The sequence below is a fragment of the Streptomyces sp. NPDC048636 genome, from assembly GCF_040650655.1.
In the GTDB taxonomy this organism is placed as follows: domain Bacteria; phylum Actinomycetota; class Actinomycetes; order Streptomycetales; family Streptomycetaceae; genus Streptomyces.
Genome location: NZ_JBEZHR010000010.1, coordinates 208,849 through 224,721, shown reverse-complemented (window position 1 = coordinate 224,721; position 15,873 = coordinate 208,849). Strand labels below are relative to the sequence as shown.

Below are 15,873 nucleotides of genomic sequence, written 5' to 3'. Positions count from 1 at the left end.
CGCGCGGCGCCCCGGCCCGCGCGGCGCGGGTCAGCTGTTCTTGCGCCAGGCGGCCTCGCCGTAGTCGTAGCCGTACTCGGGGCGGCCCTTGGCCCCGCTGGTGCGGAACGGCGCGCCGTGGTCGTCGATCCGCACCGTCCCCTCGCGCCCGCCGCTCGACCACTCCAACTCCAGATACCAGCGGCAGTCGCAGCCGGAGGTACGGGCGTTGATCCGCAGCACCTCCGGGTCCGTGTCCGACACGCGGTACGGGAAGCGGACGGCGGGGAGCGGCTTGCCCGCGTCATTGCCGTCGGTCGGGCGGGCGAGCGGACGGGAGGCGTCTAGATCGACCGAGAACGCGCGCGGGGTGAGGGAGCCGCCGCAGCCGTTCTCCATCGCGAACGACGACCACGGCAGCGGGCCGCTCCGCCCCACCACCCGTACGTGCAGTGCCTGGAGGACCACCGCGGACGATGCCCGGCCCTGCACCGTGACCTCCACGTTGGTGGTCCCGCCGTGCACGGCGCCGTAGGCCGAGGCCCATGTCGGCGCGTCCTGCTCGGTGGGCGGCGGGGCGACGTCGGCGGGCGGCCGGTCGATGAGGTAGCGGTGGTCGCAGCCGTTCTCCCACACATGGGAGCGGGTGCTGAGGGTGAGCGGGGTGCGGGAGCCGCCGTTGCCGGGCGTGTCGTCCGGACGGCCGGACGCGCCCGGTGAGGGCGCGGCGGAGCCGCCGGAGGGGCCACCGCCGTGGCGCCGGTCGTTCTTGCGACGCGGCGCGCCCGACGCGTGCTTGTCGCCGCCCGTCTCCGCCCGGTCCAGACGGCCGCGCGCGGTCGGGCCGACGGGCGCGGCGGACCGTGGGTCGGCGGAGGACCGGGGCGAGGCGGTGTCCTTCCGCCCGTCGTCGCCGGGCGGCCGCACCTCCACCGCCGTGATGGCGAGCACGACCATGGCGGCGGCCCCGGCCATGAACGCCCACGGCCGCCGTCGCCAACCGCGGCGCGGGGCCGCGCCCTCGTCCGTGGGTACGGCCCGCAACCGCCTCTGTTCTTGGGAGCCGCCCCCCACCGCCGCCCACCGCACCCGAGGCCGTACGCCGCCCGGCCCGGACTCGCCGGACGAGGAAGCCGGTTGAACCGCCCCGGCACCGCCCCGCCCGCCCCGACGCCTCCACCCCCGAGCCGCGCCGTGCGTCCCGGCGCCGTCGCCTGGCCCACCGCTCGGCTCCGCCGTGCCCCGGCGTGTCCCTTCGTCCGTCGCAGCACCCCCACCACGCCCGGCGCTCGGCCCCGCGCACGGCTCCGCCGCCGGTGGCTGAGCAGGGGTCTCTCGGCCGATCGCCGTGGCCCGCCGCGCACCGCCGTGGGTGCCGGCGAGTGGCGCGGCGGACGGCTCCGCCGTGGGTGCCTGGGCATCGGCCCCCGTGTCCGGCGCTCGCCCCGAATTGCCGTGAGGGCCCGGCCCGGAGCCGTGTTCGGCGGACGGCGCGGCGGACGGCTCCGCCGTCGGTGCCTGGGCGTCCGCGCCCGTGTCTCCGTTCGCCGTACCGCTCGTCGCCGAGCCCGCCCGCGCGTCGGCACCCGCTTCCGTCCCCGCCCCCGCGCCCGTCCCCGTCGTGGGGCGGGGTCTGCCCGGGGCGCCGCCCCGGGGGGTTCTGGCCCCGTCGGCCAGGACCCAGCGGCGATGGAGGGCGATCAGCTCCTCCGGGGTGGCTCCGCAGAGCCGGGCGAGCCGTTCCACCGGCGCGTACTCCGCCGGGACCGCGTCGCCGTTGCAATACCGGTGCAGCGTGGACGTGCTGACGTGCAGTCGCGTGGCCAGCGATCCGTAGCTGCGGCCCGACCGTTCCTTGAGGGCCCGCAGGCTCTCCGCGAACTCCGCGACCTCATGGGCGCTCCCCATGGAACCGCCCCCCTTCCCCGTGTCTCCCCGTATCCCCACCCGCTCGCGTCCCGCGGGTGTCCCGCGAACGCGTTCCAGGCTGTTGTCATACCCCCAAGTCAGCGTACGTGCAGGCATTCCAGCGTCCCGGATGCCTCGACTTTCCTGGCGTCCGCGCCCCGGCGGCCCGCACGCTTAGGACCTGCCGCCGCGGACCGCCCGGCGGCACCCGTGAACCGTGACATGACAGGTCCACCGGCATGAGTCGTACCGCTGTCGCCCTCACCGCAAGAGACGGGGAATCATCTGATGAGCATGGTCAAGCACGCACTCCGCACCGCCGCCGCGGGGGCGGTGGCCGCGGCCGCCGTCCTGGGGGTGGCCGGGACCGGCCCGGCCCTGGCCGCGGCCCCGGGCACACCCGGCCACCTCGTGCCGAGGGAACTTCCGCCGCACCCCCGCTCCGACTGGTACGCGGGTGACGTCACCGAGGGGCTGCCGGAGAACGTCCCGTTCTGCGTGGCCAGGACCTTCCCCTCGGCCGGGTCGACCCACCGCACCTTCTGGACCGAGTACGACACCGGCGCCAGCCAGATCGTGGTGCGGACCGGCACCGTGGACGCCGCCCGCACACTGGCCGCCGCCGCGGAGAAGAAGATCCGGAACTGCGCCGCCAACTGGCAGCGGGACTACCCCGAAGGCACCGCCTCGTGGCGGGACTACGGCGCGCTGCCGGCCGAGGACGGCGCCCATGTCTACGGCGTCCACACCTCGTACCCGGACTCCGAGCCCGGGATCCACCTCTACGGCGTGGGCCGGGACGGCCGGACGGTGACCGTCGTCCAGTGGGGTGAGATGGGCGGTTTCGACCAGGCTCCGGTCGCGGACTTCCAGCGGACCACCACGACCGCCGTCGTCAAGCTCTACCACCCGTAGGGCCGCGGGGCGGCCCGGGGGCAGGCGGTCACGCGCGCGCAAGGGGGGTGCGCGTGGCCGCCGCCCCGGCACGTCCTCCGGCGGATATGGTCGGGACACCTCGCACCGACCCGGACGACACCGACCGGACGACACCGACCGGAGGTCCCCGTGCCGAACGGCTCGCTCTCCCTGGCCGCCGCGCTCCATCTGCTCGCCTTCGACCCGGAGACCGGCAGACCCGCCGGGGCCCACACCGGGCTGCTCGTCCGCGCCGGAGCCCTCACCGAGCTCGCCCAGCGCGGGCTGCTCACCGACACCGACGGCAGGCCCCGTCCGGTGCCCGACGCCATGACCGGGGACCCCGCGCTCGACGGGCTGCTGGAGCTGATCGGGGAGTCCCGGCCGCGCACCTGGGCCTCCTGGGTGGGGCATCAGCCGCGGCTCACCGAGCACGCCGTGCGCGATCAGCTGGTGGCCGCGGGGTATCTGCGCGTGGAGACACGGCGCGTGCTGGGGGTGTTCCCGCGGAGGGAGTACCGGCTGGAGCGGACCGATCTGGTGGCGGGGATGCGCGAGGACGCGGTGCGGGTGCTGCACGGCGACCAGCCGGTGGCCGAGGTGTCCGAGCGGGACGCGGCGCTGGTCGCACTCGCGGCGGCGGGGGAGCTGCGGACCGTGGTGACGGTCAAGGACGCGAAGCTCCACAAGGAGCGCATCACGGAACTGGCGGAACGAAGCGGGGGAATGGGGCCGGTTCTGGAGAAAGTCATCGCACAGGTGCGTGCGGCCCTCGCCGCGGCGGTCACCACGGCGATCCTCGTGGCGACCACGTCCCCGGGCGGCACCTGAGGGGCCTTCGACGGCCCCGGGTGCGGCGGGCGGGGGGCGCTGAGCCGTCGGCTCAGGCGGGGGCGTCTCCCAGCAGCGAGGCCAGTCCGTCGTCCAGGTTCATCGCTCCGCTCTCGCTGCCCTCCGCGACCGCGGCGTACGAACGGCCGAGGAACCGCAGCAGATCGCCGGTGTCGAACTGGACCATGGCCATGCCCTCGGGGGCGTGGAACTCCAGCACCGTGCGCTGCGGACCGCACGGCCACATCTGCACATCGCCGTTGCCCGCGGGCCCGCGCAGCCCCGCCGCGAGCAACTCCCGCCCGAACGTCCACTCCACCGCGGTCCCGTCGAGGGAGGCGGACGGCGGGAAGGAGACGCGCACCGCGAACGGGTCGTCGGGCTCATAGCGCAGACAGGCCGGGATGGCGCGTGCCTCGGGCGTCGACGCGATGAGGTGCGCCTGGACGGCTTGGTCGATGACTGTGGACAACGCCGGCTCCCTTGTTCTCGGTGCGGGTCCCCGCCTCGCTTACGCCCGTTAAGACGTACGGGCGATCACACCAGTGCACCCACCGTTGCTGTGACGTATGTCACGACTGATTTTTCGAGGGGACATAGGGCATTTAGGCTTGCGAAAACCATGCCCGGTCTCGGGCGCCGTGCGGAGCTGTTACAAAACTCCGCCGCCGGCGAGGCACCACCCCAGGGGTTGTTCCACCATGCACCAACGTCCCGCGGCGCTCGACGCGGCCGCCTACCACCGCCTCTACGAAGCCGAATACCCGCGTCTCGTCGCGTATGCGCGCACCCTCACCGGTAACCCCTGGACCGCCGGCGACCTCGTCGCCGAGGCCCACTACCGGGTGTGGCGCCGGGTGCGGAGCGGGCAGCCGATCGCCGCCGTCGCCGTACCGGCCGAACTCACCAGCGCCGTGCGGGGGCTCTCCGCCGCCGCCGCGAGCTGGGGGCCGCCGCAGCGCGCTTCCCATCTCGAACCGCTGGTGGAGGTCCTGGGCGAACTGCCGCAGCGCTGGGTCACGGCACTGTGGCTCGCGGAGGTGGACGGGCTGTCGCCGGAGGGTGTGGCCCGCCGTCTCGGCACCCATGCCGACGGCGCCGCCGCGCTGGTGGAGCGGGCCCGGGAGAGCCTGCGCCAGGAGTATCTGCGCGCCCAGCCGGGTGCCGCGGCGAGCGCGGCCTGCGGTGCGCACTGGGAGCGGATGCCCGCGCATGTGCAGGGCGTCGACACTCCGCACCAGGCCGAGCAGATAGCCGTGCATATCGAGGGCTGCCAGGACTGCCGCGGCCGGATGGAGCAGATGGTGGCGGCCGACGGCCGGCTGTCCGCGCTCACCGGACCGGCGTTGCTCGCACTGCTGGACCGCGGTACGGCCGGCTGGCTGGCACCGCTCGCCGCCGCCTTCGGCGGAGCCACGGCGATGACCGCGGCCACCCGCACGGTGCCGCTCGGCGCCGCGCACGCCGCCACCACGGGCGGCACGCTGGTGTCCACCCGGCGTTCGATGCGCCACCTCATGCGCGGACAGGTGCGCCAGGCCGGACCGGTCGCGGCCACTGTCGCCGGTGTCGGTGTGCTGCTCGTCACGAGCGCGGCGGTCGCGGCCGGACTGGCCCTGACCGACGGCGGAGCGGCCGAGCCGGGGCAGCCCGCGGCGGCGTCGGCGCCGTCGGACCCGGGCGGGGCCGGGGTGCCGCCGCAGGGGCTCGAGTCGTCGGAGTCGGCGGGTTCGCCGGAGAGCTCCGCGTCCTCCCGCAACCCGGACGACCTGCGGTCGGAGGCCGCGCGTGAGGCTTCCCGGCACCGGCCGTCCAGCAGCGCGCCCGCGGGGCGGTCGCCGTCGGACGTGCCGTCGAGCGCGGTCTCCCCCTCGGGTTCGGCACCGTCCTCCGCCGCGCCGTCATCCCCTTTGTCCTCTTCGCCCTCGTCGCGGCCGACTTCACCCGGTTCGCCCTCCTCGTCGCCTTCGGGTAAGCCGTCCGATCCGTCCTCCCCGTCGCCGACGGACGACCCGAGCGATGACCCGACGGGCGACCCGACCGACGGCGGTACGAGCGAGCCGACCCGGCCCGGTGAGCCCGGCGAAACACCCGGCGACGAGCCCGGTGGCACCCCGAGCGGGAGCTCCACGCCGAGTGGCGAGCCGACCGCCGAGCCCACGGCCAAGCCGACCGCCAAGCCCACCGCCTCGTCCGCCGACGGCTCGGAGGAGTGTGTGTCGGTGCTGGTGCGGGTCTGCGTCGACAACAAGCGCTGAGCGCCGCCCGGCGTACCACCGAGGTCCGGGGCCACGGCCGCTGCTCCCCGCAGCGACCGTGGCCCCGGACCCGTTTCGCACGGCACCCCGACCCGTCGCGGTACGGGATTCTCCCGCTCACTACCTCACTCATCCGTGGACGGCGTCCCGCGGATGGGCTAGCTTCCAGCTCCATGAGGGGCATGGGGATCGTGAGCATGATGAGACGCACGATGGCGGCCGGGCTCTGCGCGATGGCGCTCGCCGCCGTGACGACGGCGCCCGCGCGGGCCCAACCGGCGGGCGACCAGGGCCGGTCGGGGGTCGGGTGGCGGCTCACGGAGAGCGGCACCGACGCCCGGTTCCGCGGGCTGGCCGCGGTCAGCCGGAACACGGCGTGGGTCGCGGGCACCAAGGGCACGGTGCTGCGGACGCGCGACGGGGGGCGCGATTGGCGCGATGTCTCCCCGCCCGGTGCGGAGGGGCTGGAGTTCCGCGACGTCGAGGCGTTCGACGCCCGGCGCGCGGTGGTGCTGGCGATCGGTGAGGGCGAGGCGTCCCGGATCTTCCGCACCGACGACGGGGGCGCGACCTGGAGCGAGAGCTTCCGGAACGACGATCCGCGCGCCTTCTACGACTGCGTGACCTTCTTCGACTCCCGGCACGGGATCGCGCTGAGCGATCCGGTGGACGGCCGCTACCGGATCCTGTCGACCGGGGACGGCGGCCGCAGCTGGCGCGTCCTGCCCTCGGACGGTATGCCCGCCGCACAGCAGGGCGAGGCCGCCTTCGCCGCGAGCGGGCAGTGCCTGGTCTCCTCCGGCGGGCGGAACGCGTGGTTCGCCACCGGTGGGGCGGCCACCTCCCGGGTCTTCCACACCACCGACCGCGGCCGCACCTGGACGGTGGCCGACACCCCGGTCCCCGCGGGCGATCCGGCGCGCGGGGTGTTCGCGCTCGCCTTCCGCGACGCCCGGCACGGACTCGCCGTCGGCGGCGACTACCGGCCCGACCAGCAGTCCCCGCGCGCGGCGGCCGTCACAGGCGACGGCGGATCCCGCTGGACCACGGCGGTCCGGCCGCCGTCCGCCTACCGCTCGGGCGTCAGCTGGCTGCCGTACAGCCGCCGGGCGGCCCTGGCCGTCGGCCCCACCGGTACCGACCTCACCACCGACGCGGGCCGCAGCTGGCGCACCGTCGGCACCGGTTCGTACGACACCGTCGACTGTGCCCCGGACCTCGGCTGCTGGGCGGCGGGGGAGAAGGGCCGGATCGCCCGGCTGGGGATCACGGCGGCGCGATGACCGGGCGTCCGCCGGACCCCGCCCCGTGACGGGGCCCGGCGGAAGTGCGGGAGGCGTGGTCGACGAGTCGCCCGGGGCGCCCCGGTGGTGTGCGGCGCCCGTGGCTCCGCACAGTGGGTCAGGGCGCCGGCTGCTGTCGGTAGGGCTCCAGCGCCGGAGCCGTCTTGGTGGCGATGAACTCGGTGATCGTGTACGTGGCCACGCCCTCGACCGTGAACGGGTTGGTGGTCACCAGCGTCTCGAGCGCCGCGCGGTCGCCGCCGACCGCCACGATCACCCCGCCCTCGCGCGGTTCCTTGCGCCCCGAGGCGAGGAAGACACCCGCCGCGTACTGCGCGTCCAGCCAGGCGATATGCGCGGGGAGCAGGGCCTCGACGCGGTCGAGGGGTGCCGTGTAGGTCACGTCCAGGATGAACATGATCGGGATAGTAGCGTGATGCCCACGATGACCAGCACAGATCCCCCGCGTTACGAACTGCCGTCCGGCTGGCCCGGCGACGAGGCCGAGGCGACCGCCGTCCAGGAGCGGCTGCGGAGCTCCGTCGTGACCGCCGGGGAGGTGGCCCCGCCGGGCACGGGCACCGGCCCGGTGGCCGGGGTGGACGTGGCGTACGACGACGAGCGCGGGGTGGTCGCGGCCGCCGCGGTGGCGCTGGACCCCCGCACCCTGGCGGTCGTCGGGGAGGCGACGGCGGTCGGCCCGGTCACCTTCCCCTATGTGCCCGGACTGCTGGCGTTCCGTGAGATACCGGCGGTGCTGGACGCGCTCGGCGCCCTCGACCGGGCCGGTCACCGCCCGGACCTGGTGGTGTGCGACGGCTACGGACTGGCCCACCCCCGTCGCTTCGGGCTGGCCAGCCATCTGGGGGTGCTGACGGGGCTGCCGGTCATCGGCGTCGCCAAGAACCCGTTCACCTTCCGCCACGCCGACCCCGGACCGCGCCGCGGCGACTGGTCACCGCTGCTGGACGGGGACGAGGAGGTCGGCCGGGCGCTGCGCACCCGGGACGGGGTGAAGCCGGTGTTCGTCTCGGTCGGCCACCGGGTCGACCTCGACAGCGCCTGTGCCCACACCCTCCATCTCGCCCGGGAGTTCCGGCAGCCCGAGACCACCCGGCGCGCGGACGCGCTGTGCCGCCGGGCGCTGGCGGACGCGCGGTCCCCCCGAAGCTGACCGGCCGACACGACCGCGTCGGCGGCCCCGGCGGTTCCGGCCGCCTCGGAGGGCCCGACCGTCAGACGCGGCGTGTCTCGGCCAGGAAGCAGCCGTACTCCACACCGCGCACATGCACCGCCGCCACCCGCGGATCGCGGTAGAGCTCCTCGAGCCCCTCCTCGATCGTCGGGGTGCCGACGTCCAGCAGCAGTCCGCCCAGGATGGAGCCGTCGGCGGAGTACGCCCGCAGCACCCGCCGGTCGCCGCGGAGGCCGTCCGGGACGCCGGGGCCGGTGAAGCCGTCGCACTCCTCGCGGTGGACGAAGACCGGGCCGGTCTCGTTGTACGGGCCCGGGTCGGCGCCGCTGTCCAGCGCCCAGCGCAGCAGCGGGGAGTAGGAGAGCAGCACGATGGTCTCGTGCGGCAGGCTGCGGCCCAGGCAGCAGCGCAGCGGTGAGTTGCCCTCCGCGTCCTCCACCACGACACGCGGCGCACGGTCCGCGTCATCGGCGATCCGCAGCCGCTTCAGCGCCTCGGGCGCGATGGCCCGGAGCTCGTACCGGGGGGTGGGGTGTTCTGTCGTGCCCGTCTGGGGGATGTCGTTGTCGTTCATATGGCTCATGCTGATCGGGGAAACCAGCCCATGCTGGCGGTATTCGGACACCGCGCTGGAGGGTGGGCGGGTCGGCCGACGGGCCACTTGACAGCGGTGTCGGGGCTGAGCGAGATTCAGCCGAGACATAGGACGTCCCACGTCTCTCTTGCCCGGGTATCTCCCGGTACACCGCCGGGATATGGCAGGGCGTCAGCTGTCGCACGGCCATCCGTCCGGGCTCCAGGCCACCCGTTCCAGAAAGCTGGGTTGTGATGAGTCTTCCGGCTCCGCTCACCGGTGTCGTACCGCCCCTGTGTACTCCGCTCACCCCCACCGGCGCGATCGACACCCGCTCGCTGGCCGCCCTCGCCGAGCGGCTGATCGGCGCCGGGGTGAGCGCGCTGTTCGCGCTCGGCTCCAGCGGCGAGGCCGCCTATCTGGACGACCGCGCGCGCCGCACCGTCCTGGAGACGGTGATCGCGGCGGCGGACGGCCGGGTGCCGGTGCTCGCCGGGGCGATCGACATGACCACGGCACGGATCCTGGACCACGCCCGGACCGCCGCCGGGCTGGGCGCGGACGCCGTCGTGGCCACCGCGCCCTTCTACACCCGCACCCATCCGGTGGAGATCGCCGACCACTTCCGGCGGCTGCGCGACGGTGCCGGACTGCCGCTCTTCGCCTACGACATCCCGGCCTCGGTCCACTCCAAGCTGACCTCCGCGACCGTCCTCCCGCTGGCCGCCGACTCCACCCTCGCCGGGCTGAAGGACAGCAGCGGTGACGACGGCGCGCTGCGCAGACTGCTGGTGGAGATCCGGCGGCGCACCCCGGATTCCCGGTTCTCCGTGCTCACCGGATCCGAACTGACCGTGGACGGGGCCCTGTTGGCGGGCGCCCATGGGGTGGTGCCGGGGTTGGCCAATGTCGACCCGGACGGCTATGTCCGGCTCTACGCGCACGCCCGTGCCGGACGCTGGGACCGGGCCGCGGCCGAACAGGACCGGCTGGCCGCGCTGTTCGCCCTCACCGACGCCGGTGACCCGGCGCTGATGGGCGGAAGTTCCTCGGCGCTGGGAGGTTTCAAGGCCGCGCTGCATCTGATGGGTGTCATCGGCTGCCCGGCGACCGCCGCGCCCCAAGTACCGCTGGACGACGCGGCCGTCAAGACCGTCCGTCATGTCCTCGAGGAAGGGGGGCTGTTGCCATGACCGCCGCCGCGCCCTGGTACCGGGAGGTCTCCCGCGGCCAGTGGAAGTCCATGGCCGCCGCCTGGATCGGCTATCTGCTCGACGGCTTCGACTTCGTGCTGATCACCCTTGTACTGACTGAGGTCGCCGAGGAGTTCGACCTCAGTACGGCGTCCGCGGCGAGCCTGGTCTCCGGCGCCTTCATCACCCGCTGGCTCGGTGGCGCCCTGCTGGGTGCGATGGGCGATCGCTACGGCCGTAAACCGGCCATGATCGCCAGCATTCTGCTCTACTCGCTGGGCACCTTCGCCTGCGGCTTCGCCTGGAACTATTTCAGCCTCTTCGGCGCCCGCCTGTTGATTGGCATGGGCATGGCTGGCGAATACAGCGCGAGCGCCACCTATGTGCTGGAGAGCTGGCCCGCCCGGCTCCGGAACCGCGCCTCCGGCTTCCTCATCTCGGGCTACGCGGGCGGCACCATCCTCGCCTCCGAGCTCTACCGGTGGGTGGTTCCGCACTGGGGCTGGCGCTGGATGTTCTGGATCGGCGTACTGCCGGTGTTCGTCGCGCTGTGGGTGCGGCGCGCGCTCCCCGAGGCCGCGGACTGGCGCCAGGAGGTGGCGGCGGACGACGAGCCGCGGCGCAACCCCTTCGCGCCGCTGTTCACCGGGCGGTGGCGCGGCGGGATCAACACCACACTGGCGGCGGCCGCGAGCGCCGCGCTGTTCTGTGTTTTCACCCCGGTGGGCGCGGGCTGGCGCTGGCCGCTTTCGCTGCTGGCGGCGGGGTGTCTGTTCGCCTTCGCCGCACAGCTCGGCGGACGGCGCGGCTGGCCGCTGTACACGGCGCTGATGGTCACGGTCTTCTGCGCCTTCCTCTACAGCTGGCCCATCCAGGCCCTGCTGCCGACCTATCTGAAGTCGGAGCTGGGCTACGCACCCGGCGAGGTCACCGACGTGATGTTCTACGCCGGGTTCGGGACCATGGCGGGCTGCTGGCTCGCGGGCTTCGTGGGCGACCGGCTGGGCACCCGGCGCGCCTACGCCTGCACCCTGCTCGCCTCGCTGGCCTTCGTCTTCCCGGTGTTCGCGGTGCGGAACAGCCTGGTGGGCCTCGGCGTGCTGCTGTTCGTCCTGCTCGCCCTGAGCCAGGGGATCTCGGGCATCCTGCCCCGGTACATCGCGGGCCACTTCCCGACCCGGACCCGCGCCGCCTCCCTCGGCTTCGTCTACAACACCGGGGCGCTGGGCGGCGCGGTGGCGCCGGTGCTCGGCGCCGATCTGGCCGAGGGGATGCCGCTCGGCCAGGCCCTGGCGGTGCTCACCTTCGGGCTGACCCTGGTGGTGATCGTCCTGGTGGGAGCCGATGTGCCGCGGCGGCTGGGGCGGCTGACCGATCCGTCCGGCGGCGCCGACCACCTGGTGCCCGAGCGGCCGTTGTCGGTGGCGGACGCTAGCGTGGGGAAGACCGGTGGGGATCGCGGGACACCGGCCGTCTGACACCCGTGGACCGCGCAGCGCAGGAGGAGCCGATGGCCGCGTCGAAGGACCCGCTGAAGGTGCGGGACGCGGTGCGCGCATTCGCGCTCGGCCTCCCCGGCGCCTGGGAGGACTCCCCCTGGGGGGACGCGGTGGTCAAGGTCGGCAAGAAGATCTTCGTCTTCCTGGGGCCGGACGACGGCGACCGCACCCCCGGCGTCACCGTCAAGCTGCGGGACGAGGCCGCCCACGCCCATGCGATGTCCCAGCCCGGCGCCGCCCCGACCGGCTATGGCCTCGGCCGCTCCGGATGGGTGTCCATACCGCTCGCCGAGGGCGCGTCCGGGGCCGACCTGCTGTGCGACTGGGTCGAGGAGAGCTACCGGACGATCGCCCCCAAGCGGCTGATCGCGGAGCTCGACGCGGACTGACGGCACCCCCGGGCGCACCGTTCCCCCGGGCCCATCCGTGGCCCGCCCATGGCCCATCCGTGGCCCCGTCGGCCAAAGTCCGGCCGGGCCATGGCCCTTCGCCGTCCACGGCCCGGCCCGGGGGCTTGTGGAATAGGGCATGCCTTCTTAGCATCGGCGGTGTTACAGCAAAACTGTCACAAGGTTTGGGGTCCGATGGTGGCGACAGAGGACGGGGCACAGGCGGGCGGCCCGCTGTCCGGGGTCCGCGTGGTGGAGCTGGCGGGGATCGGACCGGGCCCCTTCGCGGCCATGGTCCTCGCCGATCTCGGCGCCGATGTCGTCCGGGTGGACCGGCCGGGCGGCACCGGTGGCCTGCGGATCGATCCCGACTACGACATCGCCAACCGCAACAAGCGCTCCGTCCTGCTCGATCTGAAGTCCGACGGCGGCCGGGCCGCCGTGCTCGACCTCGCCGAGCGCGCCGACATCCTCATCGAGGGCTACCGCCCGCGCGTCGCCGAGCGGCTCGGCGTGGGGCCGGAAGCATGTCTGGCGCGCAACCCGAAGCTGGTCTACGGCCGGATGACCGGCTGGGGCCAGGACGGCCCGCTCGCCCCGACCGCCGGACACGACATCGGCTATATCGCCGTCGCCGGGGCGCTGGGCATGATCGGCGCCGCCGACGGACCGCCGGTGGCCCCGGCCAACCTCCTCGGGGACTACGCGGGCGGTTCGCTGTACCTCGTCATCGGTGTCCTCGCCGCCCTCCAGCACGCCCGCGCGGGCGGCCCCGGCCAGGTCGTGGACGCCGCGATCGTGGACGGCACCGCCCATCTGACCGCCGTGATCCACGGCATGATGGCCGCCGGTGGCTGGCAGGACCGCCGTGGTGCCAACCTCCTGGACGGCGGCTGCCCGTTCTACGGCACCTACGAGACCTCCGACGGCGGTCATATGGCCGTCGGCGCCCTGGAGCGCAAGTTCTACGCGGACTTCGCCGACCGGCTCGGCATCGCCGACCAGGCCCCGCCCCGCGAGGACTTCGAAGCCTGGGGCACCCTGCGCTCCGTCATCGCCGCCCGCTTCAAGGAGCGCACCCGCGAGGAGTGGACGGCGGTCTTCGACGGCTCCGACGCCTGTGTCGCGCCCGTGCTGTCGCTGCGCGAGGCCCCCGGACACCCCCATCTCGCCGCCCGTGGCACCTTCACCGAGCACGGCGGCATCACCCAGCCCGCGCCCGCCCCGCGCTTCTCCGCCACCCCCGGTACGGTGCGCCGCGCGCCCGCGCAGCCCGGCGCGGATGTGGCGGAGGTGGCCCGCGACTGGGGCGTCGCCCTCCCGCGGGAGTCCGCGGAGAGCGCCCCCGAGTCCACCCCCGAGACCACCGCCGAGACCGCCACCGAGGAGACCCCGTCGTGACCCGGACGCCCCTGACGCGCCAGATCTTCACCGCCGAGCACGACGCGTTCCGCGAGACGGTCCGCACCTTCATCGAGAAGGAGGTGACCCCGCACCACGAGCGCTGGGAAGCCGACGGCGTGGTCGACCGCGCGGTGTGGCGCGCGGCCGGACGGCAGGGGCTGCTCGGCCTCGCCATGCCCGAGGAGTTCGGCGGCGGAGGGAGCGACGACTACCGCTACTCCGCGGTGATCTCCGAGGAGCTGGCCCGCGCGGGCGCCTCCGGGTTCGCGGTCCCGCTGCACAACGACATGATCGGCCCGTACCTCCGGACGCTGGCCACCGAGGAGCAGAGGCGCCGCTGGCTGCCCGGCTTCTGCTCCGGCGAGCTCATCACCGCCATCGCCATGACCGAGCCCGGCGCGGGCTCCGACCTCCAGGGGATCCGCACCACCGCCACCGACGCGGGCGACCACTGGGTGCTGAACGGCTCCAAGACCTTCATCTCCAACGGCATCCTGGCCGACCTGGTGATCGTGGTCGCCCGGACCACCCCGGAGGGCGGCGCCAAGGGGCTGAGCCTGATCGTCGTCGAACGCGGTACGGAGGGCTTCGAGCGCGGCCGCAACCTCGACAAGATCGGCCAGAAGGCGCAGGACACCGCCGAGCTGTTCTTCCATGACGTCCGGGTCCCCAAGAACAACCTGCTGGGCGAGTTGAACGGCGGCTTCGTCCATCTGATGACCAATCTCGCCCAGGAGCGGCTGACCATCGCGGTCTCTGCCATCGCCGCCGCCGAACACGTCCTGGAGCTCACCACGGCGTATGTCAAGGAGCGCGAGGCGTTCGGCCGGCCGCTGGCCAGGCTCCAGCACATCCGCTTCGAGATAGCCGAGATGGCCACCGAATGCGCCGTCACCCGCGCCTTCCTGGACCGTTGCATCACCGACCACACGGCGGGCGGGCTGGACGCGGTGCAGGCGTCCATGGCCAAGTGGTGGGCGACAGAGCTCCAGAAGCGGATCGCCGACCGCTGTCTCCAGCTCCACGGCGGCTACGGCTATATGACGGAGTACCCGGTCTCCAAGGCGTTCACCGACGGCCGTATCCAGACGATCTACGGTGGCACCACCGAGATCATGAAGGAGATCATCGGCCGCTCCCTGCTCGCCGACTGAGCCTCCCGCCGTCCCCCCTCACTCCCTCGAAAGGCTGCTGACGTGAGCACCGAAGCGTATGTGTACGACGCCATCCGCACCCCGCGCGGGCGCGGCAAGGCCGACGGGGCCCTGCACGGCACCAAGCCCGTCGACCTCGTCGTGGGGCTGATCCACGAGATCCGGCGCCGGTTCCCCGACCTCGACCCGGCCGCCATCGACGATGTCGTGCTCGGCGTGGTCAGCCCGCTCGGCGACCAGGGATCCGATATCGCCAAGGTGGCGGCCATCGCGGCCGGGCTGCCGGACACGGTCGCGGGCGTCCAGGAGAACCGCTTCTGTGCCTCCGGGCTGGAGGCCGTCAACCTGGCGGCGGCCAAGGTCCGTTCGGGCTGGGAGGACCTGGTGCTCGCGGGCGGTGTGGAGTCGATGTCGCGGGTGAAGATGGGCTCCGACGGCGGTGCCTGGTTCGCGGACCCGATGACCAACTACGAGACCGGCTTCGTCCCGCAGGGCATCGGCGCCGACCTCATCGCCACCATCGGCGGCTGGAGCCGCCACGACGTGGACACCTTCGCCGCGCTCTCCCAGGAGCGGGCGGCGAAGGCGTGGAAGGACGGTCTGTTCGACCGCTCGGTGGTCCCGGTCCGCGACCGCAGCGGGCTCACCGTCCTCGACCGCGACGAGCACATCCGTCCGGGCACCACCCCCGAGACGCTGGCCGGGCTGAAGCCCTCGTTCGAGGCGATCGGCGAGGCGGGCGGCTTCGACGCGGTGGCGCTCCAGAAGTACCACTGGATCGAGGCCATCGACCATGTCCACCACGCGGGCAACTCCTCCGGCATCGTGGACGGCGCGGCCCTGGTCGCCATCGGCAACCGCGAGGTCGGCGAGCGCCATGGACTGACCCCGCGCGCCCGGATCGTCTCCGCCGCCGTCACCGGCTCCGACCCCACCATCATGCTCACCGGCCCGGCCCCGGCCACCCGTAAGGCGCTCGCCAAGGCCGGGCTGACCATGGAGGACATCGATCTGGTCGAGATCAACGAGGCGTTCGCCGCGGTGGTGCTGCGCTTCGTGGAGGACATGGGGCTCAGCCTGGACAAGGTCAACGTCAACGGTGGCGCGATCGCGATGGGCCACCCGCTGGGGGCGACCGGCGCGATGATCCTCGGCACCCTGATCGACGAGCTGGAGCGGCGCGAGCAGCGCTACGGCCTCGCCACGCTGTGCGTGGGAGGCGGCATGGGCATCGCCACCGTGGTCGAACGTCTCTGACCACCCCCGACGCCCCTCCGACCGACCTCCCTTC

The 15,873-nt window shown here is 73.8% G+C and carries 15 protein-coding genes and 1 pseudogene; 11 read left to right on the top strand and 5 right to left on the bottom strand.

The features are described from left to right. Positions 1-30: 30 nt before the first annotated feature. Both AB0C66_RS25980 and AB0C66_RS25975 read right to left on the bottom strand, forming a co-directional pair. Positions 31-1,023: a hypothetical protein gene (locus AB0C66_RS25980; protein WP_362443351.1), complete on the bottom strand. Its 993-nt coding sequence runs from the start codon at positions 1,021-1,023 to the stop codon at positions 31-33. Positions 1,024-1,692: 669 nt separating this feature from the next. Continuing rightward, positions 1,693-1,887: pseudogene (locus tag AB0C66_RS25975) on the bottom strand (helix-turn-helix transcriptional regulator); the annotation flags it as partial. Positions 1,888-2,175: 288 nt separating this feature from the next. Between AB0C66_RS25975 and AB0C66_RS25970 the strand changes: the two are divergent. Continuing rightward, positions 2,176-2,802, top strand: a complete 627-nt coding sequence (locus AB0C66_RS25970) for a hypothetical protein (RefSeq protein ID WP_362443184.1) — start codon at positions 2,176-2,178, stop codon at positions 2,800-2,802. A 150-nt stretch (positions 2,803-2,952) separates the two neighbouring features. Then, positions 2,953-3,633 (top strand): GPP34 family phosphoprotein, encoded by a 681-nt coding sequence (locus AB0C66_RS25965; RefSeq protein WP_362443181.1) that lies wholly within the window; start codon positions 2,953-2,955, stop codon positions 3,631-3,633. Between the two features lie 52 nt (positions 3,634-3,685). Here AB0C66_RS25965 and AB0C66_RS25960 read toward each other — a convergent pair whose 3' ends face one another. Continuing rightward, entirely contained in the window at positions 3,686-4,105 is a 420-nt protein-coding gene (locus tag AB0C66_RS25960) for an SsgA family sporulation/cell division regulator (RefSeq protein WP_362443179.1), read from the bottom strand. Positions 4,106-4,334: 229 nt separating this feature from the next. Here AB0C66_RS25960 and AB0C66_RS25955 point away from each other — a divergent pair, with 229 nt between their 5' ends. Together AB0C66_RS25955 and AB0C66_RS25950 are read left to right on the top strand one after the other, a co-directional pair. Then, positions 4,335-5,891 (top strand): sigma factor, encoded by a 1,557-nt coding sequence (locus AB0C66_RS25955; RefSeq protein WP_362443176.1) that lies wholly within the window; start codon positions 4,335-4,337, stop codon positions 5,889-5,891. A 212-nt stretch (positions 5,892-6,103) separates the two neighbouring features. Continuing rightward, entirely contained in the window at positions 6,104-7,174 is a 1,071-nt protein-coding gene (locus AB0C66_RS25950; protein WP_362443348.1) for an oxidoreductase, read from the top strand. A gap of 118 nt (positions 7,175-7,292) precedes the next feature. On the opposite strand, the gene AB0C66_RS25945 is transcribed toward AB0C66_RS25950, so the two are convergent. Further along, positions 7,293-7,592: a YciI family protein gene (locus AB0C66_RS25945; protein ID WP_362443173.1), complete on the bottom strand. Its 300-nt coding sequence runs from the start codon at positions 7,590-7,592 to the stop codon at positions 7,293-7,295. Positions 7,593-7,619: 27 nt separating this feature from the next. On the opposite strand from AB0C66_RS25945, the gene AB0C66_RS25940 reads away from it, so the two are divergent. Further along, the gene (locus AB0C66_RS25940; RefSeq protein WP_362443170.1) at positions 7,620-8,348 is read left to right on the top strand and encodes an endonuclease V; all 729 of its coding nucleotides are present in this window, start codon (positions 7,620-7,622) and stop codon (positions 8,346-8,348) included. A 61-nt stretch (positions 8,349-8,409) separates the two neighbouring features. Here the strand turns inward: AB0C66_RS25940 and AB0C66_RS25935 are convergent, their stop codons facing one another. Next, on the bottom strand, positions 8,410-8,943 hold the full coding sequence (locus AB0C66_RS25935) for a DUF1203 domain-containing protein (protein WP_362443167.1): 534 nt from the start codon (positions 8,941-8,943) through the stop codon (positions 8,410-8,412). Positions 8,944-9,197: 254 nt separating this feature from the next. Here AB0C66_RS25935 and AB0C66_RS25930 point away from each other — a divergent pair, with 254 nt between their 5' ends. From AB0C66_RS25930 to AB0C66_RS25905, 6 genes are all read left to right on the top strand, one after another. Next, complete coding sequence (locus AB0C66_RS25930) at positions 9,198-10,136, top strand: dihydrodipicolinate synthase family protein (protein WP_362443164.1); 939 nt, start codon at positions 9,198-9,200, stop codon at positions 10,134-10,136. After that, positions 10,133-11,614: a sialate:H+ symport family MFS transporter gene (locus AB0C66_RS25925; RefSeq protein ID WP_362443162.1), complete on the top strand. Its 1,482-nt coding sequence runs from the start codon at positions 10,133-10,135 to the stop codon at positions 11,612-11,614. The genes AB0C66_RS25930 and AB0C66_RS25925 overlap by 4 nt, the downstream gene beginning before the upstream one ends. Before the next feature lie 32 nt (positions 11,615-11,646). Then, a complete protein-coding gene (locus AB0C66_RS25920; protein WP_362443159.1) occupies positions 11,647-12,024 on the top strand; it encodes an MmcQ/YjbR family DNA-binding protein in 378 nt (125 codons plus the stop codon). A gap of 195 nt (positions 12,025-12,219) precedes the next feature. Continuing rightward, a complete protein-coding gene (locus tag AB0C66_RS25915) occupies positions 12,220-13,425 on the top strand; it encodes a CaiB/BaiF CoA-transferase family protein (RefSeq protein ID WP_362443156.1) in 1,206 nt (401 codons plus the stop codon). An 11-nt stretch (positions 13,426-13,436) separates the two neighbouring features. Continuing rightward, positions 13,437-14,582: an acyl-CoA dehydrogenase family protein gene (locus AB0C66_RS25910; protein WP_362443345.1), complete on the top strand. Its 1,146-nt coding sequence runs from the start codon at positions 13,437-13,439 to the stop codon at positions 14,580-14,582. Positions 14,583-14,624: 42 nt separating this feature from the next. After that, on the top strand, positions 14,625-15,839 hold the full coding sequence (locus AB0C66_RS25905; RefSeq protein ID WP_362443153.1) for an acetyl-CoA C-acetyltransferase: 1,215 nt from the start codon (positions 14,625-14,627) through the stop codon (positions 15,837-15,839). Positions 15,840-15,873: the final 34 nt, after the last annotated feature.

What these genes read in the sequence shown, in the direction of transcription:
- AB0C66_RS25970 (WP_362443184.1), top strand. Translation starts at nt 2,176, where the DNA reads ATGAGCATGGTCAAGCACGCACTCCGCACCGCCGCCGCGGGGGCGGTG.
- AB0C66_RS25955 (WP_362443176.1), top strand. Translation starts at nt 4,335, where the DNA reads ATGCACCAACGTCCCGCGGCGCTCGACGCGGCCGCCTACCACCGCCTC.
- AB0C66_RS25950 (WP_362443348.1), top strand. Translation starts at nt 6,104, where the DNA reads ATGGCGGCCGGGCTCTGCGCGATGGCGCTCGCCGCCGTGACGACGGCG.
- AB0C66_RS25945 (WP_362443173.1), bottom strand. Translation starts at nt 7,592, where the DNA reads ATGTTCATCCTGGACGTGACCTACACGGCACCCCTCGACCGCGTCGAG.
- AB0C66_RS25940 (WP_362443170.1), top strand. Translation starts at nt 7,620, where the DNA reads ATGACCAGCACAGATCCCCCGCGTTACGAACTGCCGTCCGGCTGGCCC.
- AB0C66_RS25935 (WP_362443167.1), bottom strand. Translation starts at nt 8,943, where the DNA reads ATGAACGACAACGACATCCCCCAGACGGGCACGACAGAACACCCCACC.
- AB0C66_RS25930 (WP_362443164.1), top strand. Translation starts at nt 9,198, where the DNA reads ATGAGTCTTCCGGCTCCGCTCACCGGTGTCGTACCGCCCCTGTGTACT.
- AB0C66_RS25925 (WP_362443162.1), top strand. Translation starts at nt 10,133, where the DNA reads ATGACCGCCGCCGCGCCCTGGTACCGGGAGGTCTCCCGCGGCCAGTGG.
- AB0C66_RS25920 (WP_362443159.1), top strand. Translation starts at nt 11,647, where the DNA reads ATGGCCGCGTCGAAGGACCCGCTGAAGGTGCGGGACGCGGTGCGCGCA.
- AB0C66_RS25915 (WP_362443156.1), top strand. Translation starts at nt 12,220, where the DNA reads ATGGTGGCGACAGAGGACGGGGCACAGGCGGGCGGCCCGCTGTCCGGG.